Raw genomic sequence first — 23807 nt, forward strand, 5'->3', positions numbered from 1 at the left:
AGCTTCCGAGCCACACCACTAACTGGGAGCTATGTCCACGACCAGCGGCCACATCACCATGTCGAGACTCCAGTCGTTGCCGATCAGGGGGATCCAGCGCAGGTTCGTGCAGGGATCGACGATCTCCGGTCCGATCGCGACCGCACGCCGGAACGGCGCCTCGGCGGACGGGGAGGGGTCGAAGTACGTGACGACCGCACCGTTCTCGAGGTGCTCGGTGACGGTGCTTCCGCTTTCAGGTACCGGCTTTCGCTCTTCCGGCGGCCGGGGTGGTTCGCCGCGGGACGCTGACGGTGTGGTGGCCATGGTCGGACATACCCCGGCCGAACCGGGGTAACCGCGGCGACCGGGTCAAGTTCCGGTGCACTCCACCAGCGCGAACACCGTCTTGCCGCCCCCGCCACGCGGGCGGCAGCCCCACTCGCGCGAGATGTTGTCCACGACCACGATGCCCCTGCCGCGGTTCTCCCCCAGACGGGAGCAGCCGTACACCGGTTGCACCGCCGACTCGTCGTCGACCTCGACGATCACCGCGCAGGGCTCCTGACCGCGCAGCACCCGCAGGTGACCGGTGGTGCTGGGAGTGTGGTCCAGCACGTTCGCCACGAGTTCGGTCACCACGAGCTGCACGTCGTAGAGGTGGTCCTCGCCGAGGTCCTGCAGGGCGGCCGCGAGGTGCCGGCGCAATGAGGCCATCGACATGCCCGGCCGCACCGGCAGGTCGACCACGCGGGCCGTCATCCGAGCCGTCGCAGCAGCAGGAGGGCGATGTCGTCCCGCTTGCCCTGGCCCAGTTCGGTGAGCAGGCGGTCGGCGAGATCGTCCATGTCCTCGGTGTTGGACACCGTCGCGCGCAGCTTCTCCATGCCCTCGTCCAGGTCGATGCCCGGCCGTTCGACGAGACCGTCGGTCGTCAGCAGCACGGTGGTCGCCGGCGGCAGCGGCAGCACGGTGGCCTCCGGCCGTGTCAACCCGATGCCCAGCAACGGCCCGCGCACGTCGACGTAGTGAGCGGCCTGGTCGCCGACGACCAGCGGCGGCACGTGACCGGCGTTCGAGACGGCCATCGTGCCCGCCTCCAGGTCGACCTCGAGCAGGCACATGGTGGTGAGGCCGCCGGTCGGGTGGAACCGCTCGAGCAGGGCGTCGACCCGGCGCAGGATCTCGGCCGGCCGATGCCCCTCCACGGCGTAGGCGCGGAACGTGTGCCGCACCTCTGCCATCACCGTCGCGGCCTCGATCGAGTGCCCGCACACGTCGCCGATGGCGATCAGCAGGGTCCCGCCGAGCTCGATCACGTCGTAGAAGTCGCCGCCGATCTCCGCGTTGCTCGACGCCGGCACGTACCTGGCCGTCATCGGCAGTTCGGGGCGGTGCGGCAGCGTGCGGGGCAGGAGGCTGCGCTGCAACGTGAGCGCGAGCGAGTGCTCCTCGGCGAACGTGTGCAGGCCTTCCGCGGCCAGCGCGGTCGCCTGGGCGAGCTGGCACAGCAGGTTCCGGTCGTCGTCACCGGTCACGGCCCAGGCACCGACCACGATGACGATGGGTGGGCGCCGAGGCTTCGTGCGCGCGACCGCGGCCACCGCCAGCGGGTGCCACGGCACCCCACCGGCCTCGACCAGGGCGACGCCGACTCCCGGGTTGAGCGCCGACAGCCACTGCTCGACGTCGGCGTTCTCCGGGCGGAGCCGGGTGTCGGCGCCGGCCGTCACGACGCACACCGCACCGGACGGGGCGGTGAGGACGGCGGTCGCCTCCGTGTCGAGCACGTCCGCCGCCCCGATCGCGGCGGCTTCGGCCAGGGAGTCGAACGTCGTGGCGGCGTTGATGGCGAAGGTGGCCGTGGTCAGCCTGGTCAGCCGGGCGGCGAGGTGTTCGGCGAGGGCACGGGCGCGGTGGTAGCGCAACGCCGCCTCGACGTTGGCGAGCAGCTCGCCGGGGTCGACGGGTTCGGTGAGGTAGGCGTCGGCGCCCCTGGTGAGCCCGACGACCTTGTCCTCGGGCTCGATGTAGGTCGCCGAGAGCATCACGACCGGGATCGAGCGCGTGCGCGGATCGGCCTTGATCCGCTCCGTCACGTCGTACCCGCTCATGTCGGGCAGGTGCACGTCGAGCAGCACGAGGTCGAACGAGTCGGCCTCCAGTGCGGTGAGCGCCTCGGCCGCCGTGGTCGCCTCGACCACCGTGTGACCGCTGCGGCGCAACCAGCTGCAGGCGATGAACCGGCTCGCGTCCAGGTCGTCCACCACGAGGACCCTGGCCGGTCCTCCGCCCATGGCTGTCGGGTTCATCGGCCGTCCGTTCCGCGCGCCGTCAGCTGGGCGTCCCTGACCGCCCGGCCGACCGTTTCCGGGGAGATGCGCGCCTCGTGCAGCATCGCGGCTCCGAGGCTGTGCACGGTGCGAGCGAGACCACCGGGGTCGTCGCCGCACACGATGACCACAGGTACCCCCGCCAGCTCCGGATCAAGCCTGAGCACCGACAGCACCGCGCTGCCGCTCATCAGCGGGGCACTCGCGCTCACGAGGACCAGGTCCGGACGCCGTGACTTCGCCAGGTTCAGCGCGGTGCGGCCGTCCTCGGTCTCGATGATCTCGGCGGCGAGTCCGGCCAGGGCGTCACTGAGCTGCTCGCGGCACTTCGCGTCGCCGTCCGCGATCAGCGCGCACGCGACAGGCGCGGGCTGGACGAACTCGTCCTTGGCGGTGGGCAGGGTCAGCACGACCTCCGTGCCGACGCCGGGTGTGCTGTTCAGCGTCAGGCTTCCGCCGAGGATCTCGGCGAGCTTGCGCGCGTAGGACAGGCCGAGACCGGTGCCGCTGGCACCGATCTGCAGCTCGTTCGGCACCTGGTAGAACTCCTCGAACACCCGGTCCTGCTCGGCGGGCGGGATGCCGATGCCGGTGTCGGTGACCACGAACCGCACCTCGTCGGGGCCGGGCCCGGCCTCGGCGGTGAAGCGGATCTCACCGCGTGCGGTGAACTTGACGGCGTTGGACAGGACGTTGCGCAGGATCCGCACGAGCATCGTCTCGTCGGTGAGCAACGGCCGCAGCGCGGGCAGCGCCTCCACCACCAGCCGCACGTCGTCGGAGCGCACCAACGGCCGCGCCGCCGACCGCAGCTGCGTGATCACGTAGTCGAGCGCGACGGGCGCCATCCGCGGGCGCAGGCTGCCCGACTCGGCCTTCGCGGTGTCGAGCAGTTCGTTCACCAGCGCGAGCAGCGTCGCCGCGGACTCGTTGATCAGGTCCACGTGGTGGCGCTGGTCGTCGGTCATGGGGTCGCCGCCCGGTCCGCCGAGCAGCCGGGTCAGGCCGACCACCGAGTTGATCGGCGCGCGCAGCTCGTGGCTGATGTTGGACCAGAACCGGATGCGCGCGGCAGCCGCGGCCCGCAGTTCGGCGGACTTCGCCTCCAGCTCGGCGTAGAGCGCGACCACGCCCTGGTTCGTCTGTTCCAGTTCCTCGGACAGCTCCTGGTAGAGGGCCACGACGCCGCGGTTGGTCTCCTCCAGCTCGGCGTTGACCCGTTCGAGCTCCTTGCTCTTGGACTCCAGGTTCTCGAGCGTCTCCAGCAGTTCCTGGTTCTGGGCGCGCAGCTCGTCGAGTGCGGTGGTGCCGGTGCCCTCGCGCAACGCCTGGAGCACGGCCTCGTCGAGCACGACCGCGTGCGGCACGTTCTTCACCAGCGTGACGTCGGTGGCGCTCATGACCAGGTCGTTCATCAACCGGCGGGCGGTGTCCCAGCCGGGACCGGTGTTGCTCACCGGCTCCTGCCAGGACAGCTCGACGAGCAACGCGGGGACCGGCCCGCGCCGCAGCCGGAAGACAGCGGTCGTGGCCACGTCCTGCCGCACCAGTTCCCTGCCGACGTCGCTCAGCGCCGTCGCGACCCGGATCTGGTTCTGCCCGTCGAGGCCGGCCGCCGCCGCGACCTGGCGGCCGCGCTGGCGGAGCAGGAACACGTCGCGCTCGTCGACGATCTGGAGCCGCAGCAGGTCGATGGTGGTCATGCCGGTCTGGCCACCAGCACGCAGGCGTCGTCGTGGCGCACGCCCGCCTCCCGCAGCAGCGTCGCCGCGATCAGCACCGGCGGGTCGGTGATCAGGTCGCTGCCGTGGTCGACGCCCCAGCGTTCGGTGAGGCCGTCGGAGTGCATGGCCACGACCGCCCGCTCCGGGAGCGGGTAGTCGAACGTGCGGATCGTGCGCGCCTGGTGGCCCGCGACTCCGGGCACCGAGATCATGCCGTGCTTGCGGCCGTCCACCAGCACCGCGGCGGCGATGTTGCCCAGCCCGCAGTAGCGCACGGTCCGGCGGGCGAGGTCGATGTCCGCGACCGCCACCGCGCCGCCCCGCGTGCCGCGCAACGCCGCGTGCAGACGGGCGACCACCTGGTCGGGCGGCAGGAACGGCTGCTCGCGGAACACCCGCACCGCGACGTCGGACGCGGCCGCCGCCAGCGGCCCGTGCCCCGAGCCGTCGCACATCATCAGCGTCATCCGGTCCGTGCTCCGGCAGACCGCGTAGGCGTCGCCGCACACTTCCTCGCCGTTGATCGGCCTGGTCATCCCGGCCGCCGGCTCCTCGCCCCATTCGGGTGCCCAGTGCAGCCCGGGGGCGAATCTCGCCACCAGCGCGGTTCCCATGCCCGGACGGGAGGTCATGGCGCAGGACGTCGCCAGCCGCGCCACCGCCCCGAGGCCGACGCCGAGGGTGCCGGTCGTGGACTGGCCGTCCTCCCACGCCAGCGCCATGTCGGCGATACCGGGGCCGCGGTCCACCGCGACGATCTCCACCGCCGCGTCCCGTTCCCCGCGCACCGTGCGGATCAGCACCACGCCCTGGCGGGCGTGCTTGTGCAGGTTCGTCCCGATCTCGGTGGCGGCGAGGCCGATCTCGGCCATGCGCGTGGCGCCGAATCCCAGCCGCTCGGCCAGCGACGTGGCGGTGCGGCGGATCCTGCCGACGTGGGCGGTCTCCTCCACCGGCAGCCACACCTCGTCGCGCACCAGCGGAAGGCAGTTCATCGTGATCATCTCTTCCACTTGACCACCGTCACGACCGTGCCGCGGCCGACCTCCGTGTCCAGCTCGAACTGGTCCACCAGGCGACGTGCGCCGCTCAGGCCCAGACCGAGTCCGCTCCCGCTGCTCCAGCCGTCGGCGAGCGCGAGCGTCAGGTCGGGGATGCCGGGTCCCTCGTCGTGGAAGGAGGCCCGCACGCCCGCGCGGCGGCCGTCACTGACCTCCTCGACGCGGGCGAAACCGCCACCACCGTAGATGAGCGTGTTGCGCGCGAGTTCGCTTGCCGCCGTGACCAGCTTCGTCTGGTCCACCAGCGAGAGCTTGGTCTGCTGCGCGTACGTGCGCACGAGCTGACGCACGCGGACGACGTCGTCGTCGCCGCTGATGGGCACCTCCTCCGGCCCCTCGGACCGGGGCGGCATCAGGAGTCCCGTCCGCGACCGAGCTGTCCCAGGATCTTCATCCCGCGTTCGAGGTCGAGTGCCGTGCGCACCCCGCCGAGTGTGAGACCGAGTTCCACCAGCGTGATCGCCACCGCCGGACGCATGCCCACCACGACGGTGTCGGCGTCGAACAGGCGGGAGATGGACGCGATCGTCGCGAACATCCGCCCGATGAACGAGTCGACGATCTCGACCGCCGAGATGTCGATGACGACGCCGTGGGCGCCGGTCGCGCTGATCTTCTCCGCCAGGTCCTCCTGCAACGCCAGCACGCTCTGGTCGTGCAGGTCGATCTGGATGGAGACGAGCAGCACGCCGCCGATCTTCAGAATCGGGACGCGTTCCATCAGACGGCCTGACTGCGCACGACGTCGACGCCCTCACGGCGCAGCGCGTGCCGCAGCGCGTCGGCGAGGGAGGCCTTGGTCACGATGTCGCCGAACTCGATGCCCAGCGCCACGATCGTCTGCGCGATCTGCGGGCGGATGCCGGAGACGATGCACTCCGCGCCCATCAGCCGGGCCGCGACCACGGTCTTGAGCAGGTGCTGCGCGACCTGGGTGTCGACCGCGGACACACCGGTGATGTCGATGATCGCGTGCTCGGAACCGGTCTCCACCAGCGCTTCGAGCAGCTTCTCCATCACCACCTGGGTGCGGGCCGAGTCGAGGGTGCCGACCAGGGGCACCGCCAGCACGCCCTCCCAGATCTTCACCACGGGGGTGGTCAGCTCCAGGAGTTGCTCCGACTGCTCCCTGATGATCTCGTCGCGGGCCTGCGCGTAGGACTCGAACGTCAGCAGCCCGAGCGCGTCCAGCAGCCCGGAGAAGGCCATCTGCTGCCGGTACACCTGCGGGTCGTCGTTGTTCTCGGTGAGTTCGAAGACGACGCGCTTCAAGGAGAACAGGCTCGACGCCGTCTCGGTCGGGGTGAAGCCCGCCCGGACCCTGGTGCGCGAGTACTCGTCCAGCAGCGAGCGGATGTCGCCGAACTCCGGCCCGCTGATGTCTCTGCCGTCGTTGCCGACGAGGGGCAGCAGCGCCGCGAAGAACTCCCTGAAGTCCCGGTCGAGCTCCGACCTCGTCTGCCGTCCGCGCAGCAGCGCCGCGACCGCGTCCACCCACTTCTCGATCAGGGGCTCCGCCTCGGTCCGAATCAGATCGGTCAGGCTCCGGGCACGCCCTGCGTCCGCAGTCACTCAGGTCTCCTCAAGCAGTCGAAAAACGTACGGACCGCGGTGATCTCACTGGTCACCACGGCCGTGCAGCAGGAACTGCGATGCGCCGACTGCTTGACGGTCGCGTCTGCCCGGCGAAGCCTACATGCGGAGATCGAGAACCTTCGTGGCCGCCGACCTAGCCCGCGTCCTCGGCGGTGCCGTACTCGTCATGACGGCGCCACCACTGGTACGGCGGCTCCTGCGGGTACCCGTCCGGCGAGTCCTCCCACTCCTCCTGGCGGCCCAGCGGCGTGAGGTCGAGCAGGCTCCAGACGGTGCCGGTCTGCTCCGCCGAACGCGCGTTGGTGAAGTAGGTGCGGTGCACCTCGCCGCCGTCGCGGATGAAGACGTTGAGGCCGAAGTACTCGTCGACGCCGAAGCCCTTCGAGAAGTCGTCCCGCGTCGTGTACCAGGGGATGCCGTCCCAGCCCATGCGGCGCCGGTAGCGCACGACGTCGGTCTGCGCGGCGGCGGAGACCATCACGAAAGTGGTGTCGCGGGCGTTGAGGTGAGCGAGGTGGCCGAGGTTGTCGGTGAACATCGCGCAGCCGCTGCACCCGCCTTCGGGGAAGTCGGCGACGCCGGGTTCGAAGAAGTGCCGGTAGACGATCAGCTGACGCCGCCCCGCGAACAGGCCGGGCAGGTCCACGTCCCCGTCCGGTCCCTCGAAGGTGTACCGCTTCGCGACGCGGACCCATGGCAGCCGGCGGCGTTCCGCTGCCAGTTCGTCCTTGCGGCGGGTGTGCTCCTTCTCCTTGCGCAGCAGGCCCTCACGGGCCGCGTTCCACTCCTCGGGCGACACGACGGGCGGCATCTTCACGGACTCGCTCCTTCCGGCCGATCCGTAGTCCGTACCCGTTGCCGCCTGGTTCGCAAACCGCGTGGCTCAGTGCGACGAGACCTGGCCGGGTTCGCGCCGCAGGTCCTCGAGCCCGCCGCGGACGTCGTCGAGGGCGATCCGTTCCGCGGCGGCCGAGTCGCCCGCGCGCAGGGCACGGACGAGGGCGCGGTGCGTGGTGTAGCGGTCGAGGCCGTACTGGTGGTTCGCGAGGACCCGCTGCACGGTGCGGGTGCGGCGTTCGGCCTGGGTGAACACCCTCGTCTGGTCCAGGAGCCGGACCAGGACGGCGTTGCCGGCGCAGGCCGCGACGGCGTCGTTGAAGCGCTGCATGGTGTCGAGCAACGCGTTGAGGTGCTTCTCGACGGGGCGTCCCTCGGCGTCGCGTTGCTTGATGACGATCAGCAGGTCGTCCGCCTCGTCGAGGAGGGCGTCGAGCGCGTCGAGCTGAGCCGTGCTCGCGCGGCGGGCGGCGAACCGGGCGATGAGTCCGCGCAGCGCGATCTCGACCTCGGCGAGGTCCTCCACGGCGGACGCGCCGATGTCCGCGACGACGACCGTGCGCGGGCCCGTCCGCTCGATCAGGCCGTCCTGCTCCAGCCGGCGGATGGCCTCGCGCACCGGGGTGGGGCTCATCGACAGCCGTGCGGCGAGCCCGCGTTCGGTGACCTTCTCACCGGGCGCCAGCACACCGGCGGCGATGGCGTCCTGCACCGAGCGGTAGGCGCGGTCGGCGAGCGTCTCGCGGGGATCTTCGTCGGCCGTCACGAGCGCCGATACTACGACGAACCATCAAGCTATTGCTTGACCATTTTGCTATAGCATCCTACTTTGAACCCGCCGTGACGCAGTCCAGAGCCAACGGAGGCTTCCGTGACATCACTCGCCGCACCGGCGGACCGGCGGCTTGCCAGGCGCATCACGTTCTTCGTCGCGCTCGCCGTGTTCGCACAGGAGGCGACCTGGGACTTCTACGACGCCCAGGTGCCGCCGCTGCTCCGCGAGCACATCACGAGCACCGCCGTCGTCGGCCTGCTCATGGGCATGGACAACCTGCTCGGCGTCTTCGTCCAGCCCTGGATCGCGAACCGCTCGGACAACACCCGCACGCGGTGGGGCCGCCGGATCCCCTACCTGGCGGTCGGCATGCCGGTCGCGGCGGTGCTCTTCACCCTGATCCCGCTCGCGACGGCGTTGCCCGCGCTGATCGCGATCATCTTCGTGTACTCGCTGGCGGGCAACAGCTTCAAGCCGATCGCCCAGGCTCTGCTGCCCGACTTCATCGAGCCGGAACGACGCGGCAGGGCCAACGCGGTGGTCAAGATCGCCTCCGGCCTCACGGTGATCGTGTCCGCGCTCATCAGCGCGTTCCTGGTCGACGACCACCCGAGGCTCGCCTTCACCGTCCCGGCCGTGCTCATGCTGGCGTGCACCGCGGTCCTCGTCCTGCGGGTGCGGGACAACACGTCGCGGGCGTACCAGCTCGCACTCACCGAGGACTCCGCCGACGAACCGGCCGTGCGCCTCCGCGACGTCGTCAAGGACATCGTGCGCGATCCCAACCGCAGCAGGCTTCTCGTCGTCGTCGCGGTGCTGCTGTTCGCCTCCGCCTGGTTCTCGTCCCGATCCCTGTTCACCCCGTACGGCATGGAGACCCTCGGGCTGTCCCGGGGCACGGCCGGTTCGCTGACGTTCCCCAGCGGCGTCGCGTTCCTCCTCGCCGCCTACCCCGCGGCGCTGCTCGCCGAACGCATCGGGCGCATCCGCACGATGACCATCGGGATGGTGGTGTTCGGCGCCGCGCTGGCCCTGGGCACCGTCGTGCCGACGCCCGCCGCCACCGTCGCCGCCTTCTGCGTCGCCGCCGCCGGCGCGTCCGGGTTCCTGATCAACGCCGCCGTCGTGCTGTGGAACCTGGCGCCGTCCGCCCGCGTGATCGGCGTGTACACGGGCCTCTACACGGTGAGCTGGGCGGTCGGCGGGTTCATCGGCCCCGGGCTCGTCGGCGCGATGGTCGACGTCACGGGGTGGCGTTACATGCTCCTCGACATCGCCCTGCTCGCCGCGCTCGCGGTCGCGGTGGTCCTGCGCGTCTCCGTGCTGGCCCGCCGTCACGCGACTTCTCTCTGATCACGCAGAAAGGACACCAATGGAAGCCGTCCGCGTCCTGTCCCCCACGGGCATGCTCGGCGCCGGGTTCGCGCAGTCCACAGTGGACCGCGGCCTCGAGCTCGGTGCCGACGTCATCTCCGTCGACGCCGGCTCGACCGACTCCGGCCCGTACTACCTGGGATCGGGCACCGCCAAGACGACCGCCGCCGCGGTCGCCCGCGACCTGCGGATCCTGCTGCGGGCCTCGGCGCGGGCGGGAATCCCGCTGGTCGTCGGGTCCTGCGGCACCAGCGGCACCGACTCGGGCGTCGACTGGGTCGCCGGGATCGTCGAGACCGTCCTGCGCGAGGAGGATCTCGACCTGGCCGTGGCGACGATCTACAGCGAGCAACAGGCCGGTTTCCTCAACGAACGCCTGCGGGCGGGCGCGGTGCACCCGCTGGCACCGGCCACCGCGCTCGACGAGGCCACCGTGGACGGGTGCACGCACGTCGTCGGGATGATGGGCCACGAACCGATCGAGGAGGCGCTGCGCGGCGGTGCGGACGTGGTGCTCGCGGGCCGGGCCACGGACACCGCCGTCGCCGCCGCGTTCCCGCTGATGATGGGCATGCCGGCCGGTCCGTCCTGGCACGCGGCGAAGATCGTCGAGTGCGGCGGGCAGTGCACGACGAACCCCCGCACGGGCGGTGTGCTCGCGACGATCGACCACACCGGGTTCACCATCGAACCGCTCGACCCCGAGGCCGCCTGCACGCCCATCTCCGTCGCGGCGCACATGCTCTACGAGACGGTGAACCCGTTCCGGATGCGCGAGCCCGCGGGCGAACTGGACGTCGAGGCGGCCACCTACACGGCACTGGACGACCGGCGCGTCCGCGTCGAGGGCTCCCTGTTCCACCCGGCCGGCCAGCACACGGTGAAGCTGGAGGGCGCCCGGATCACCGGCTACGAGACGATGTCGTTCACCGCAATCCGCGACGAGCACATCCTCGCGAACATCGAGGCGTGGACCGGCCTGTTCGCCGAGGTCTTCACCGGACGCGTCACGCAGACCCTCGGCCTCGACGGCACCGAGTACTCGTTCGACCTGCGCCGCTACGGCTACGACGCCGTGCTGGGGAAGCTGGACCCGGCGAGCCGGCCGCCGCGTGAGATCGGCGTCATGCTCCTGGTCCGCGCCGCGACCCAGGAGCTCGCGACCGCGGTGGCCAAGGTCGCCAACCCCCTGATGCTGCACCTGCCGACACCGGACATGAACTACCTGCCCAGCCTGGCGTTCGCGACCTCACCCGCCGAGACCGAGCGCGGCCCCGTCTACGAGTTCGTGCTCAACCACGTCGTCGACACCCGCTCCCCCACCGAGATGTTCCGCATCGAGCACCGGAAGGCCCCCGCCCATGACTGAGTCCCCGCAGACGTTCGGCGACCTCGCGCTGGAGGTCCGTTCCAAGAACGCCGGGCCGTTCTGGGTGACGGTGGAACTGTTCCTGCGCGACGCGGTGAGCTACGCGCGGGCGGTGGTCCTCAGCGAGGAGGCCATCGCCCGGCTGTACGACGTGCGGGCCGAGGACGTGCAGATCTTCCGGATCCCGGCGCTGAACGTCGTGAAGATCTCGTTCCCCCGGCCCGTCGCCCAGGGCGGGTTGCGTGATCGCGACGTCCACGCGGGACAGCACCACGTCCCGCTGGCCTCGCTGCCGCTGCCGGACTGAGTCAGAGCTCCAGGCTCACGTCGGTCAGCGGCGCGCTGGTGCAGGTGAGGACCCGGCCGTCCTCCTCCTGGCGGGAGACCTCGCCCGCGAGGAGCTTCACGACGCACTCCTGGCAGCTGCCCACCGTGCAGGAGTAGGGCATCGGCAGCCCGGCGGCGAGTCCGGCGTCGAGCAACGTCTGGCCCGGCTCCACCACTGCCGTGCCGGCGGGCTGCCCGTTGCTGTGCACGAACATCCGTTGCGGTGCCGGGGATCCCGCTTCCGCCGACGCGCTCGAGTAGCTCTCGGCGTGCACGCGGTCGCGGGGAACGCCCAGTTCGTCCAGTGCCCGCCGGGCGGTGTCCACCAGTGGTTCCGGACCGCAGAGGTAGAACCGCGCGGTGGACGACAGCGGCAGGCCGGCTGCCCACGTCCGGACCCGTGGGAGGTCGAGCCGTCCGTCGCGGGCCGTCAGCACGTGCGTGACGGCGAGCCGGTCCGGATGCCGCTCCGCCAGCCGCGCGAGGTCGGCGGCGAAGATGGTGTCCTCAGCGGTCCTGTTGCTGTAGAGCAGGAAGATGCGGTCGCCCGGCTGCGCGAGCAGGGTGCGGATGATGCTCATCATCGGCGTCACACCGCTGCCCGCCGCGAGCAGCACGACCTCGTGGCCGGGCTCCGCGTGGAAGGCACCTGACGGACCGCGCACGAACAGCCGGTCGCCTGCCGCCAGCGTGCGGACGTGGCGGGAGAACCGGCCCACCTCCTTGATCGTGACCTCCAGCCGCGGCGACCCCGGTGCCGACGAGGCCGAGTAGGGCCTGCGCAGCCTCACACCGTCGACATCGGCTACGAGCGTGAAGAACTGACCGGGCCGGAAGTCGAACGGCCGGTCGTCCTCCAGCACCAGCGTCACCGCGCTCGCCGTCTCCTCGCGGACCTCGGCGACGCGCACCTCCCGCAGCGGATCCTCCGCCGCGGCAAGGGGTGGGAGATCCGCGACCTCGTAGCCCTCCTTGCGCAGGCCCGAGCGGTAGGCGACGGTCATCGCCGCCCGCATCCACCGCGCGGGAACCCGGCTCGCGATCTTGAGCAGGAAGCCGCGCAGCCCGCTGTTCGCGGGGTTCGCGGCCAGGTGCCGGCCCGCCAGCGCCATCAGGTCGGGCATGTCGGCAGGTGTGGCCGAGGTCCACAGCCGCGCTCGCGTCACCGCGTCGTTCGCGCTCAGCTCGGCGTCCTCGACGTCGACGAGCAACGCGGCGTGCGGCGGCATGCCGCGCAGCGACAACGGTTCCAGTGACCCGGGATCCACGGTGATCGCGGCCCGGCCCCGGACGTGCAGGACGCCGGTGCGTCCCGGTACTAGCGCGGCGAACGAGAGCCGGTCGTCCCGCAGCAGGTTGTGCAGCGTGTCGGCACGCCTGTTGCCTCGCCGGTCCGCGATCAGGAGCGTGCGGCCGTCCACGATCCGCGCGACCGCCTGCTGGTCCCCGCGCGGACTGGTGTCGCTGCCGCCTTCGGAGTCCCAGGTGGACAGGACCAGGAACGGCGAGGCGGCCAGGAAGTCGGCGACACCGGGCAGTGCGAGCGGACCGTCGCCGACCTCGGGAGCGGACGGCGCGGCACGGGGCGGTTGCCACAGCCCGGAACGCAGCACCGCCTGGGCGCAGTGGACGTACACCTCCCGCACGTCGAAGCCCCCGCGGCGGGCGACACCGTTGATCCGCAGGGTCTCCCCGACCCCCGGCAGCAGGAAGAGCAGCGACGCCGGGCCGTCGGCGGCCTCGCACAGGGCGAACGAGATCCGCGCCGGCGAGTGCACGCGCACGAACCCCGGTGTGCCGCCGACGAAAGTCGTCCGGCTCACGCCGTCCGCGTCCCGGTACCCGAACCCGGCGATCGGGCTGCGCGCGAGCAGGTCCACGCATCCCTCGTCGAGCGCGCCTAGCTGCTTGAGCATGATCATCGACGCGGGCCGCCCGACCACGGCCTCGACCTCTGCCACCGTGCCGAGCCGCGCAGTAGGATTGTTTTCCCAGCTCATGACACTATTATGAGCTTTTGCTCAGGTCCTGGATACTCGCTTTCGGACAGCTGTGGAGGGAGTGCCGTGCCGTCGGCCAACCGCGACATCGACCCACGTCGCAGGCCCCGGCAGGTGCGCGCGGAGTTGACCCGCGACCGCATCCTGACCGCGGCTGCTCACGTTTTCTCCGAGCACGGCTACGCCGCGGGCACCACGAACCGCATCGCCGAACGGGCCCGCGTCTCGATCGGATCGCTGTACCAGTACTTCCCGAACAAGGACGCCGTCCTGGCCGAGCTGATGGTGCGCCACATCGACCGCGGCGCCTGGACCCACGCCGACCGGCTGGACCTCTCACCGGGCACCCTGGAGTCCGTCGTGCGGGCACTGGTGCGCGACGCGATCGACAACCACCGCGACGACCCCCGGCTGCTGCGGATCATGATCGAGGAGGGCCAGCTCTCCGCCGAGCTGCGCGAGACGATCACGCGGCACGGCGAGCGGCGCGTCGCCCAGGTCCGCGACGTGTTCGCGCGGCACCCCGACGTCGACGTGCGCGACCTGGACACCGCGGTGGACCTCGTCGTGTTCACCGTGGAGCTGAACACGCACCGGCTGGCCGCGTTCCAGCAGCCGGTCGCGATGGAGACGTTCGAGAACGAGCTCGTGGACATGGTGACCCGGTACCTGCGCGGCCCCCTCCGCTGAGCGGCGTTTGCCGCCTGGCCGCAGGGGTACCTGGTCAGATCTCCCACAGCTCAACGGAAGGCAGACGGTGGAACCAGGACCGTTGCTGTACGCCGGCGCGGGCTTGGCGACGCTTGCCGCCGCACTGCTCCCCCGGTTGCTCGACCGCGCGCCGATCTCCATGCCGATGCTGTTCCTCGGCGCGGGCGCCCTGACGTTCACGGTGGCCGACCCGCTGCCCGATCCCGATCCCGTGGCGCACAGCGGCGTGCTCCTGCACCTGACCGAGATCTGCGTGATCATCTCGCTGATGGGCGCGGGCCTCGCGCTGAACCGCCAGGTCAGCCTGCGCGGCTGGGCGAGCACCTGGCGGCTGCTCGCCATCACCATGCCCTTGTCCATGCTCGCCGTGGGCCTGCTCGGCTGGGGTGCGCTGGGCCTGGGCGTCGGAGCGTCCGTCCTGCTCGCGGCCGTGCTCGCGCCCACCGACCCGGTGCTGGCCAGTGAGGTGCAGGTCGCCGAACCCGCCGAGAACCCCGAGTCCGACGAGGACGAGGCCAGGTTCGCGCTCACCTCGGAGGCGGGCCTCAACGACGGGCTGGCGTTCCCGTTCACCTACGCCGCCATCGCGATCAGCGTGGCCGGGACGGCGCCGTCGCAGTGGCTCGGGCACTGGCTCGCGGTGGACGTGCTCTGGCGGCTCGTGTCGGCGATCGCCATCGGCGTGCTCATCGGCTGGGCGCTGGGCAAGCTGTTCTTCTCGGCGCCGTCGGAGAAGTTCCGCCTCGCCGAGCACGCGGAGGGCTTCGTGGCGCTCGCGGCGACCTTCCTCGCCTACGGCATCACCGAGCTGGTCGAGGGGTACGGGTTCGTCGCGGTCTTCGTGTGCGCGTGCGCGATCCGGTCCGGGGAACGCCGCCACGGCTACCACCAGGTCCTGCACCGCTACGTCGAGCAGGCCGAGCGCATGCTCACCGTGCTGATCGTCTTCCTGCTCGGCGGTGCCGCCGCCACCGGACTGCTGTCGGGCGTCGGCTGGCCGCAGGTCCTCGTCGCCGCGGCGGTGCTGCTGCTCGTACGGCCCCTGGCGGGGTGGATCGGCCTGCTCGGCGGCAAGACAGGACCGCGCGAACGGACGGTCATCGCGTTCTTCGGCGTGCGCGGGGTCGGCTCGTTGTTCTACCTCGTGTACGCGCTGCAGCACGGCGAGTTCGCCGAGCAGAACGCGCTGTGGCAGATCGTCGGGCTCGTCGTGATCGGCTCGATCCTCCTGCACGGTCTCTCCGCGACCCCGGTCATGTGGCTGCTGGACCGGAAACGCCGGCAGAAGGCAGAGGCACGGCACGAAGAGACCGCTGACACCCACGTGTGAGGTCAGCGGTTCAGGTACGCGGCCAGGCCGCCGAGCTCCTCACTCGCGATGAAGACCGAACGCACGTGGATGAGGATCTCCTCGACGTGGGCGGCACAACCCCACGCCGAGTCGCCCCACGAGTCGGCGACCTTGATCTCGGCGGGCAGGGTGCACCCGGCCCTGCCGCCCAGCTGGCAGAACTCGGGGTGCGGTGTCTTGGCTTGCACGGCCGCGGCGACCCGCATCTGCGCGGTCAGCTGTGCGGCCGCTTCCGCGCGTTGCTCGGCTTCGGCGCGCAGTTCCCTTTCCGCGCGCACCGCCTCGGCCAGCGCGGCACGGGCGGACTCGGCCTGCGCCTCGGCGGCCTGCCGCGCCACCTCGTTGTGGTGGCGCTCGATGGCCAGGGCCGCGGTGCCGGCGAAGACCCGGATCAGGGCGAAGTCGGTGTCCTGCGGGACACGCGCGGTCCGGTGGTACATCGCGAAGGTGCCCAGCAGGCTGCCGTCGCGGGCCAGGACCGGCGTCGACCAGCAGGAGCCCAGTCCGGCCTGCTGCGCCAGACCGCGGAAGTCGTCCCAGAACGGGTCGGTGGCGATGTCGGTGACGATGACCGGTTCACGCCGGTGCGCGGCCGTTCCGCAGGAGCCGACGCCTTCACCGGTGGCGATGCCGTCGATGGCCTCGTTGTAGAAGTCCGGGAGGCTGGGCGCGGCACCGTGCCGCAGGTGCAGGCCGTCGGGTTCGGCGAGCAGAACGGACACGAACAGCTCTTCCGCCGCCAGTTCTTCGATGCTCCTCGCCATCCCGTCGAGCACCTCGCTCAGCGGCGCCTGACGGGCGATCTGCTCCAGCAGCGCACGGTGCTCGGCCGTCAACCGCTGGGCGTGCTTGACCTGGGTGGTCTCCACGCCGACCACCCGGACCCCGAGCAGGTCGCCGGAGGCGTCCCGGCGCGGCTCGCAGGTGAGGTCGAAGAACGCCTCCCGTGCGTCCGGGCCGCTGCCCAGCACGACCCGGACGTCACGGCGGGCTCGGGGTTCGCTCGTGCGGTAGACCTCGTCCAGCAGGCCGGACAGGTCCGCGCCGTCGTCGCCGAACGCGGACAGGAAGGCCGGATCGGCCGTGTCCACCGCGTGCGCCGGGCCCGTGAACGTCGCGAACAACGCGGTGGACTGCCCGAACAGGGTGCGCAGGTCCCCGTCTGTGCCCGCCGCGTCCGCGGCCTGGTCGTGCATGCCGAACGCCCTCATGGCCGCCCTCTCGCCATGCGCCGCAGGCTCACTGCTTGACCTCGGACGCGATCTCTTCTGCTGACACCACCACGATCAACGAAGATCGTACGCACCGCCGGATCCCGGCTCAGGAGGCGGCCGTGTCCCGACCCTCGGCTCGGTCGGCGTTGTCGATGTCGAGCACGCCCAGCAAAGACTCCACCTGCCCCGAGCGGAACGCCTGGCGCTGGCGGTCGGCGCCCGTTCCCGGACCGTCCAGCAGTCGCAGACCCCTTTGCACCGCAGGCAGATCACCGTTGGCTTCGAACACCGGCGTCAACCGGGTCACCAGGTCGCCGAGCTGACGCCGCAACGGCCTCGGCTCACCGGACAGCACGTCCAGGGTGCTGCCGCGCAGGCCTTCGTTGGACGCTCCCCAGCACGCCTGCCGCAACATCTCCTGGGAAACCGGTTCCGGCTCCACACCGCGCTCGACGTCGACGACCGCCTGGGCGACCAGTGCCCGGACGAGCGCCGCCAGCAGCACAGCCTCGTCCACGGTCGCGGCGACGTCCGAGACGCGCACCTCCACCGTCGGCAGCTCGGTGGCGGGCCGGACGTCCCAGTAGATCATCGCCCGGTCGAGGGCGGTGCCCGCCTTGATCATGGTGTCGCAGACTTCCTCGTAGTGCTCCCACGAGGTGAAGATCGGCGGCGGTCCGGACACGGGCCAGCGCGACCACACGGTCGAACGCCAGCTCGCGAAGCCGGTGTCCTCGCCACCGGAGAACGGGGAGTTCGCGGTCACCGCGGCCAGCACCGGCAACCACGGACGCACGTGGTTGCACACCTGCACTGCCGTCTCCCGGTCGGGCACGGCGACGTGCACGTGACAGCCGCAGATGAGCTGTTGTTCCGCCAGGGCACCGAATTCGCGTGCGATCCGCCGGTACCGCAGGCTGTCCGTCACCTCGCCGGTCGCGTCGCCCAGCGGCGGTGCTCCGACGGCGATGGCCCTGCATCCCGCCGTGCGCGCGGCCTGTGCGACCGAGCGGCGGGCCTCGACGAGTTCACGCCGGGCCTGCTCCACGTCGCGGCACACCGTCGTGTTGATCTCCACCTGCGCGCCGGTGAGCTCGCGTTCCAGTTCGAGGCCGAGCTGCTCGCGCGCCACGGCGACCACCTCGTCGGCCCGGTTCACGGGCACACCGGTCTCTGGATCCACGAGGAGGAACTCCTCCTCCACACCGACCGTGGGACACCACATGTCCGTCGATGGCGGTCTCGCCACTTCACACCGTCCTGCTCATAGGGGACCGGCGAATACCCTTCACGCACAAGAAGAAAACGTCAGAAGTGGCCGTCGGCCGGCAGGGGCAGGCCGATCGGCCGTTCGGCCGCACCGCGGTGAGAACAGGGGCGAACCACGGTTTCCGGTCCGCGTATTCCGGTTGCGGCGTGCACCACGGCGTCCCACACTGAGCGGCCGATGTCCGGACCTGCGAAAAACGGGTGGTTCATGTTCGACGTCGTCATCGCCGGATGCGGGCCGACCGGCGCGATGCTGGCCGCCGAACTCCGGCTGCACGACGTGCGGGTGCTCGTTCTCGAGAAGGAACCCGAGCCCGCTTCGTCGTTCGCCCGAATAGTCAGTCTGCACATTCGCAGTCTTGAGATTCTGGCGATGCGCGGGTTGCTGGACCGTTTCCTGGAACGCGGCAGGCAGCGTCCGGTCGGAGGCGCCTTCGCCGGCATTCCCCACCCCACTCCCGAGGGCCTGGACTCCGAGTTCACGTCACTGCTGGGGATCCCGCAGCCGATCGTCGAGGGCCTGCTCCGGGATCACGCGATCGCACTGGGAGCGCAGGTCCGGGCCGGTTGCGCGGTGACGGGGCTCGACCAGGACGACGAGGGCGTGACGGTCGAACTGGCCGGCGGCGAGAGGCTGCGGTCGCGGTACCTGGCCGGCTGCGACGGCGCACGCAGCACCGTGCGCAAACTCCTCGGCGTCGGATTCCCCGGCGAACCCTCCCGCAACGACACGCTGATGGGCGAGATGGCGGCAGACGCGCCGCCGGAGGAGATCGCGGCCAGGGTCGCCGAAATCCGCGAGACCGACAAAGCGTTCAGCTTCGGTCCATTCGGCGAAGGAATCTACCGCGTCGTGATTTCGGTCGCGGGAGTCAGCGAGAACCGCGCACAACCGCCCACCATCGACGATTTCGCACACCAGCTGCGGGCGATCGCCGGAACTGATTTCGGCGTGCACTCCCCTCGCTGGTTGTCCCGTTTCGGCGACGCCACCAGACTCGCCGAGCGTTATCGCACCGGACGGGTGCTGCTGGCCGGCGACGCCGCGCACATCCACCCGCCCGCCGGCGGCCAGGGCCTGAACCTCGGCCTCCAGGACGCGGTCAACCTAGGCTGGAAGCTCGCCGGGCAGGTCCGCGGCTGGGCGCCCGGCGCGTTGCTGGACACCTACCACGCGGAACGTCATCCGGTCGCCGCGGACGTCCTCGACAACACCCGCGCCCAGGTGGCTCTGGCGTCCGCCGAACCAGGCGCACAGGCCGTGCGCAGGCTCCTCACCGAACTGATGGACATCAACGAGGTGAACAGGCGGCTGATCGAGAAGATCACCGCGATCGGCATCCGCTACGACCTCGGCCCCGGACCCGGCCTGCTCGGCCGCCGCCTGCGCGACGTCGACCTCGCGCAGGGACACCTCTACGACCACCTGCGTGGTGGCCGCGGCCTGGTGCTCGACCGCACCGGACACCTGAAGGCCGACGGCTGGCTCGACCGGGTCGACCTCGTCACGGATTCCACTGCGGCACTGGACGTCCCGGCTCTGCTGCTGCGTCCCGACGGGCACGTCGCCTGGATCGGTGAGCACCAGCAGGACCTCGACGAGCACCTCGCCCGCTGGTTCGGCCTCAGCGAGGTAAGCGCTTTCCGGACACCGTCGCGGTAGCCGGCAAGACGACCCGGCCGTCCCGGCGTGGGAGGATGAGCCACCACAGCAGGCGCGAGAGGGACGTGGTGGGCGAGCACATGCAGATCGGTGAGGTCGCCGAGCGGATCGGTCTGTCCCTGCGCACGATCCGCTACTACGAGGAGGTCGGCCTGGTCGTGCCGAGCGCACGCAGCCAGGGCGGGTTCCGCCTCTACACAGAACCGGACGTCCAGCGGCTGGGCGTGATCATGCGCATGAAGCCCCTGGGCTTCCAGCTGGACGAGATGCGTGAGCTGCTCGGCATCCTCGACGCCCTGGGCGCGGACGACGCCGCCGATCGCGCCGGGCACCTGAGCCGCCTGACGGAGTTCTGGACGGCCGCCGAGCAGCGGTGCCGGGCGTTGCGCACGCAGTTGTCCATCGCCGAGGACTTCGCCGCGACACTGCGTTCGCACCTGCCGGCTGCGGCCGATTCACCCCAGGGCTAGCCACCCGGAGACGTTGCTCACGATCATCGCCACCGACCGCAACCCTACCCTCACGTCACGGTAGAGTTCGGCTCCGTCGTGCCGGAGCAGTCGCGACTCTCTCCCCCCGCGAGGTACCGCCTTCGGCGTGCTCGCCGTTCCCCGAGGTGTCGATGTCCTCGTTCCAGGCCGTCCTACGGCCGTCCCTGCCGCAGCGCGTCCGCACGGCGTGGTTCTCGAACCCGCGCGCGGACCTGTTGTCCGGCCTGGTCGTCGCACTCGCGCTGATCCCGGAGGCGTTGTCGTTCTCCGTGATCGCCGGGGTGGACCCGAAGGTGGGCCTCTACGCGTCGTTCACCATCGCGATCATCATCGCGTTCGCGGGCGGCCGTCCCGCCATGATCTCCGCCGCGACCGGCGCGATGGCCCTGGTGCTCGTAGGGCTGGTGCGGGATCACGGTGTCGAGTACATGTTCGCCGCCACCGTCCTGACCGGCGTGTTCCAGATCCTCTTCGGACTGCTCGGCGTGCACAGGCTCATGCGGTTCGTGCCGCGCACCGTCATGGTCGGCTTCGTCAACGCGCTCGCGATCCTGCTGTTCGCCGCGCAGGTCCCCCACATCACCAGCGGCGGCTGGCCCGTCATCGCGCTGGCCGTGCTCGGGCTCGGGATCATCTACCTGCTCCCCCGCCTCACCAAGGCCGTGCCCGCACCACTGGTCGCGATCGTCGTGGTCACCGCCCTGACGGTGTTCCTGCACATCTCCGTGCCCACGGTCGGCGACCAGGGCGAGCTGCCGTCCGCGCTGCCCGGCTTCGGCCTGCCGATGGTGCCGTTCACGCTGGAGACGTTCGGCATCATCGCGCCCTACGCGCTGACGCTCGCCGCCGTCGGCCTGATCGAGTCGCTGCTCACCGCACAACTGCTCGACGACATCACCGACACCGGCTCCAGCAAGGGCACGGAGGTCCGCGGCCAGGGCATCGCCAACATCGCCACCGGTTTCCTGGGCGGCATGGCGGGCTGCGCGATGATCGGCCAGTCGATGATCAACGTGAAGTCCGGCGGCCGCACGCGCCTGTCGACGCTCGCCGCCGGAGTGTTCCTGCTGGTGCTCGTCTTCGTCCTCGGCCCGGTCGTCTCGCTGATCCCGATGGCCGCGCTCGTCGCGGTCATGGTCTTCGTGTCGGTCAGCACGTTCGACTGGACCAGCATCAGGATCTCCTCCCTGCGCCGCACGCCGAAGAGCGAGACCGCCGTGATGGTCGTCACCGTCGGCACGGTCGTCGCCACCCACAACCTCGCCCTCGGCGTGCTGGCGGGAGCACTTCTCTCCGCGATCTTCTTCGCGCGCCGCGTCGCCCACCTCGTCGAGGTCTCGAGCGTCCTCGACCCGGACGGCGGCATCCGCGTCTACGCGGTGACCGGCGAGCTGTTCTTCGCCTCCACCAACGAACTCATGCACGCGTTCGACTACACCGACACGGTGTCCAAAGTGGTCGTCGACCTCTCCCGGGCCCACGTGTGGGACAGCTCGGCGGTCGCCACCCTCGACGCGGTCACCGCGAAGTTCGCCGCGCGCGGCGTCGAAGCGGAGATCATCGGCCTCAACCCGCGCAGCGAACAGCTCCACGCCACGCTGTCCGGCCAGCTCACCGGCTCACATTGATCGGCTTCAGGCGGTGTGGGAACGGCACCGGCCGGGTATTGCCACATCGCCGAACGCGCGCGCGTGTTCGCAACGGAGGACCTCCCTCGGGAGGCCCGGCCGGTGCCGGCACGGGAAGTTGAGACCTTGCAGCAACCCGTCGCCGGCACCGGTTCTGCTACGGCGCCCACAGGGCACGTGTCACCGGTGGCCGTACGATGCGCGGGACGTGCGTCGAGCGGCCGGCGCCGGGGACTCCACTGCCTATGAAGGGGCGCCACGGCATGGCCGACCACGTGCGGACGGGATCGATGAGACCGGTCGACGGGGCACGCCCGGATCCGGTGTCACGCCTGGACGAGGCGACCGAGGCGTTCACCGAGCTGCGCGACGCGTTCACCAGCGAAGAACCGCTCGAGGACGCGCTGCAGCGGGTAGCGGAGACCGCCGCCAGGGCCCTGCCCGACGCCGACGCGGTGACCGTGACCGTGGTGACCCCGGACCAGCCGCACACCGCGGCGGCCACCGACCGGCGCCTGGTCGTGCTCGACGCGGAGCAGTACGACTCCGGCCGCGGGCCGTGCCTGCAGGCCGCGCTCGAGCTGAAGCCCGTGCGGGCGGTGATCGGCGAGCACCGCGAGCTGTGGCCGGAGTTCGAGACCGCGGCCGAGGCCGCCGGTGTCCGCGCGTACCTGTCGGTGCCGGTCGTCCTGCCCGCCTCGGACGACACCAGGGCGCGGCACATCGGCACGCTCAACGTCTACAGCTACACTGCGGCGGCCTTCGACCCGTTCGACGAAGGGCTCATGCGGCTGTTCACGACGGCCGCGTCGGCGACGATCACCAGCGCCCAGCGGTGGCGGCACTCGCAGGGCCGGGTCGGGCAACTGGAGCAGGCCCTGGAGTCGCGAGCCGTGATCGAGCAGGCCAAGGGCGTGCTGATGGCGGTGCACACCTGCGGCGCGGACGAGGCGTTCGAGATGCTCGTGGAGCAGTCGCAGCGCGCGAACACCAAGCTGCGTGACGTCGCGACGAAACTGATCGAGTCTGCCAGCCGCCCCGCGAAACAGCGGTGACGCGGTCCTCATGAGCGGCCGAGGCGGGCGAGCCTGATGCCCGCCCAGATCAGCAGGGCGAGCACGGCCACCAGCAGGTACTCGATCAACGGGATGCGCACGACCTCGTCGATCCTGCCGAGACCACGCCAGGAGTAGACCGCGAGCGCGCCGGCCACGAACGTGCCGCCGATCCACCACCGTGCCGCCTTGCTGAGCCCGACGCCGTGCATCTGGGTGAGCACGAAGATCGCCACGAAACCGAAGAAGAACATCGGCCACATGCCGTTGGGGCCGGAGTTCATCACGGCGACCAGCGTGCCGTGCACGGCCACGAGCAGTTCGAGGGTCATCGTCCACCAGCGGTTCGTGTGGGACCTGGTGAACATCAGACCGCTCTGCACCAGCAGCAGGAACATGTAGAAGAACCCGATGAGGTGCCCGCTGCTCGACTCCATCGGGTGGTACCAGAACGTGTAGATCGCGGCCCAGCTGAACAGGTAGCCGTGGTAGCGGCGCGCGAACCCGACGACCTGCTCCGAGATGGGCGCGGACCAGGTCAGCACCAGGCCGCGGCGACGGTTCTCCATCAGCAGGACGACGACCAGCAGCAGGACGACGGAGCCCTGCGAGCTGAAGATCGAGACGTCCTGGGCGAGACCGTCGTAGAACACCTGGGTCTGCAGGGCGTGCAGGCCGATGAACGCGCCGTTCGCGGCGAGCGCGATGACGTTGATGCGGTGCAGGCCGGTGGTGTAGCGCCGGATCCGGGTCTGCGCGTAGTAGATCAGGCCCCACGACACGAGCTGGTGCGCCGCGTAGCCCACCCAGGCGGACGCCCTGCTCCAGAAGGTGGGGTCCGGCAGCTTCCAGTAGTACCAAGAGGCTCCCTGGTCGGGCAGCAACGCGACGCCGTGCAGCCGTTGGCCCAGCAGCCACACCAGGCCCGTGAGCAGCGCACTCGCCACCACTCCCCACACGAGGACACCGCGGCCGGGCCTCCGCAATTCGTTCAGCATGCTGAGCATTATGCATTGCCCGGCGTGATACGTTCAGCGCGCTGAGCAAATC

The 23807-nt window shown here is 70.7% G+C and carries 23 protein-coding genes; 9 read left to right on the plus strand and 14 right to left on the minus strand.

What is annotated here, in order from left to right; genetic code table 11:
- Positions 1-18 precede the first annotated feature (18 nt).
- The 10 genes from DFR72_RS13245 to DFR72_RS13290 form a co-directional block, all read right to left on the minus strand.
- Positions 19-306 (minus strand): hypothetical protein, encoded by a 288-nt coding sequence (locus tag DFR72_RS13245; RefSeq protein ID WP_090062293.1) that lies wholly within the window; start codon positions 304-306, stop codon positions 19-21.
- A gap of 45 nt (positions 307-351) precedes the next feature.
- Positions 352-741, minus strand: a complete 390-nt coding sequence (locus tag DFR72_RS13250; RefSeq protein ID WP_090062291.1) for an ATP-binding protein — start codon at positions 739-741, stop codon at positions 352-354.
- Entirely contained in the window at positions 738-2291 is a 1554-nt protein-coding gene (locus DFR72_RS13255) for a fused response regulator/phosphatase (protein ID WP_090062290.1), read from the minus strand. The genes DFR72_RS13250 and DFR72_RS13255 overlap by 4 nt, the downstream gene beginning before the upstream one ends.
- Positions 2288-4015 carry an ATP-binding response regulator gene (locus tag DFR72_RS13260; RefSeq protein WP_090062288.1) on the minus strand — a complete coding sequence of 576 codons (1728 nt, stop codon included), beginning with the start codon at positions 4013-4015 and terminating at the stop codon, positions 2288-2290. The genes DFR72_RS13255 and DFR72_RS13260 overlap by 4 nt, the downstream gene beginning before the upstream one ends.
- Positions 4012-5040: an ATP-binding SpoIIE family protein phosphatase gene (locus DFR72_RS13265; RefSeq protein ID WP_090062286.1), complete on the minus strand. Its 1029-nt coding sequence runs from the start codon at positions 5038-5040 to the stop codon at positions 4012-4014. Before DFR72_RS13265 ends, DFR72_RS13260 begins: the two co-directional genes overlap by 4 nt.
- Entirely contained in the window at positions 5037-5450 is a 414-nt protein-coding gene (locus tag DFR72_RS13270) for an ATP-binding protein (RefSeq protein ID WP_090062285.1), read from the minus strand. The genes DFR72_RS13265 and DFR72_RS13270 overlap by 4 nt, the downstream gene beginning before the upstream one ends.
- Entirely contained in the window at positions 5450-5818 is a 369-nt protein-coding gene (locus DFR72_RS13275; RefSeq protein WP_170176243.1) for an STAS domain-containing protein, read from the minus strand. The genes DFR72_RS13270 and DFR72_RS13275 overlap by 1 nt, the downstream gene beginning before the upstream one ends.
- Positions 5818-6669, minus strand: a complete 852-nt coding sequence (locus DFR72_RS13280; protein WP_211335408.1) for an STAS domain-containing protein — start codon at positions 6667-6669, stop codon at positions 5818-5820. Before DFR72_RS13280 ends, DFR72_RS13275 begins: the two co-directional genes overlap by 1 nt.
- A 157-nt stretch (positions 6670-6826) precedes the next feature.
- Complete coding sequence (locus tag DFR72_RS13285; protein WP_090063517.1) at positions 6827-7504, minus strand: DUF899 domain-containing protein; 678 nt, start codon at positions 7502-7504, stop codon at positions 6827-6829.
- A 72-nt stretch (positions 7505-7576) separates the two neighbouring features.
- Complete coding sequence (locus DFR72_RS13290) at positions 7577-8296, minus strand: GntR family transcriptional regulator (RefSeq protein WP_090062281.1); 720 nt, start codon at positions 8294-8296, stop codon at positions 7577-7579.
- A gap of 105 nt (positions 8297-8401) precedes the next feature.
- Between DFR72_RS13290 and DFR72_RS13295 the strand changes: the two genes are divergently transcribed.
- From DFR72_RS13295 to DFR72_RS13305, 3 genes are read left to right on the plus strand one after another with little or no spacing between them, the layout of a single operon-like run.
- The gene (locus DFR72_RS13295; protein ID WP_090062280.1) at positions 8402-9658 is read left to right on the plus strand and encodes an MFS transporter; all 1257 of its coding nucleotides are present in this window, start codon (positions 8402-8404) and stop codon (positions 9656-9658) included.
- Positions 9659-9677: 19 nt separating this feature from the next.
- Positions 9678-11048 (plus strand): acyclic terpene utilization AtuA family protein, encoded by a 1371-nt coding sequence (locus tag DFR72_RS13300; RefSeq protein WP_090062278.1) that lies wholly within the window; start codon positions 9678-9680, stop codon positions 11046-11048.
- On the plus strand, positions 11041-11355 hold the full coding sequence (locus DFR72_RS13305) for a DUF4387 domain-containing protein (protein ID WP_090062277.1): 315 nt from the start codon (positions 11041-11043) through the stop codon (positions 11353-11355). The genes DFR72_RS13300 and DFR72_RS13305 overlap by 8 nt, the downstream gene beginning before the upstream one ends.
- A gap of 1 nt (position 11356) precedes the next feature.
- Here DFR72_RS13305 and DFR72_RS13310 read toward each other — a convergent pair whose 3' ends face one another.
- Complete coding sequence (locus DFR72_RS13310; RefSeq protein ID WP_090062275.1) at positions 11357-13375, minus strand: 2Fe-2S iron-sulfur cluster-binding protein; 2019 nt, start codon at positions 13373-13375, stop codon at positions 11357-11359.
- Positions 13376-13441: 66 nt separating this feature from the next.
- On the opposite strand from DFR72_RS13310, the gene DFR72_RS13315 reads away from it, so the two are divergent.
- Together DFR72_RS13315 and DFR72_RS13320 are read left to right on the plus strand one after the other, a co-directional pair.
- A complete protein-coding gene (locus tag DFR72_RS13315; RefSeq protein ID WP_090062273.1) occupies positions 13442-14065 on the plus strand; it encodes a TetR/AcrR family transcriptional regulator in 624 nt (207 codons plus the stop codon).
- A 67-nt stretch (positions 14066-14132) separates the two neighbouring features.
- Complete coding sequence (locus tag DFR72_RS13320; RefSeq protein ID WP_211335409.1) at positions 14133-15416, plus strand: cation:proton antiporter; 1284 nt, start codon at positions 14133-14135, stop codon at positions 15414-15416.
- A 2-nt stretch (positions 15417-15418) separates the two neighbouring features.
- Here DFR72_RS13320 and DFR72_RS13325 read toward each other — a convergent pair whose 3' ends face one another.
- Both DFR72_RS13325 and DFR72_RS13330 read right to left on the minus strand, forming a co-directional pair.
- Positions 15419-16648, minus strand: a complete 1230-nt coding sequence (locus DFR72_RS13325) for a GAF domain-containing protein (protein WP_090062270.1) — start codon at positions 16646-16648, stop codon at positions 15419-15421.
- A 109-nt stretch (positions 16649-16757) separates the two neighbouring features.
- A complete protein-coding gene (locus DFR72_RS13330; protein ID WP_090062268.1) occupies positions 16758-17876 on the minus strand; it encodes a carboxylate-amine ligase in 1119 nt (372 codons plus the stop codon).
- A 252-nt stretch (positions 17877-18128) separates the two neighbouring features.
- Here DFR72_RS13330 and DFR72_RS13335 point away from each other — a divergent pair, with 252 nt between their 5' ends.
- The 4 genes from DFR72_RS13335 (at position 18129) to DFR72_RS13350 (ending at position 22757) form a co-directional block, all read left to right on the plus strand.
- Positions 18129-19583: an FAD-dependent monooxygenase gene (locus DFR72_RS13335; RefSeq protein WP_090062267.1), complete on the plus strand. Its 1455-nt coding sequence runs from the start codon at positions 18129-18131 to the stop codon at positions 19581-19583.
- Positions 19584-19618: 35 nt separating this feature from the next.
- On the plus strand, positions 19619-20053 hold the full coding sequence (locus tag DFR72_RS13340) for a MerR family transcriptional regulator (RefSeq protein WP_090062265.1): 435 nt from the start codon (positions 19619-19621) through the stop codon (positions 20051-20053).
- A gap of 152 nt (positions 20054-20205) precedes the next feature.
- Entirely contained in the window at positions 20206-21702 is a 1497-nt protein-coding gene (locus DFR72_RS13345) for a SulP family inorganic anion transporter (protein ID WP_090063516.1), read from the plus strand.
- Positions 21703-21947: 245 nt separating this feature from the next.
- Positions 21948-22757: an ANTAR domain-containing response regulator gene (locus tag DFR72_RS13350; RefSeq protein WP_245982879.1), complete on the plus strand. Its 810-nt coding sequence runs from the start codon at positions 21948-21950 to the stop codon at positions 22755-22757.
- Between the two features lie 8 nt (positions 22758-22765).
- On the opposite strand, the gene DFR72_RS13355 is transcribed toward DFR72_RS13350, so the two are convergent.
- On the minus strand, positions 22766-23755 hold the full coding sequence (locus DFR72_RS13355; RefSeq protein ID WP_211335410.1) for a hypothetical protein: 990 nt from the start codon (positions 23753-23755) through the stop codon (positions 22766-22768).
- Between the last annotated feature and the right edge of the window lie 52 nt (positions 23756-23807).

This window comes from Lentzea flaviverrucosa, from assembly GCF_003350445.1.
Lineage (GTDB): Bacteria > Actinomycetota > Actinomycetes > Mycobacteriales > Pseudonocardiaceae > Lentzea > Lentzea californiensis.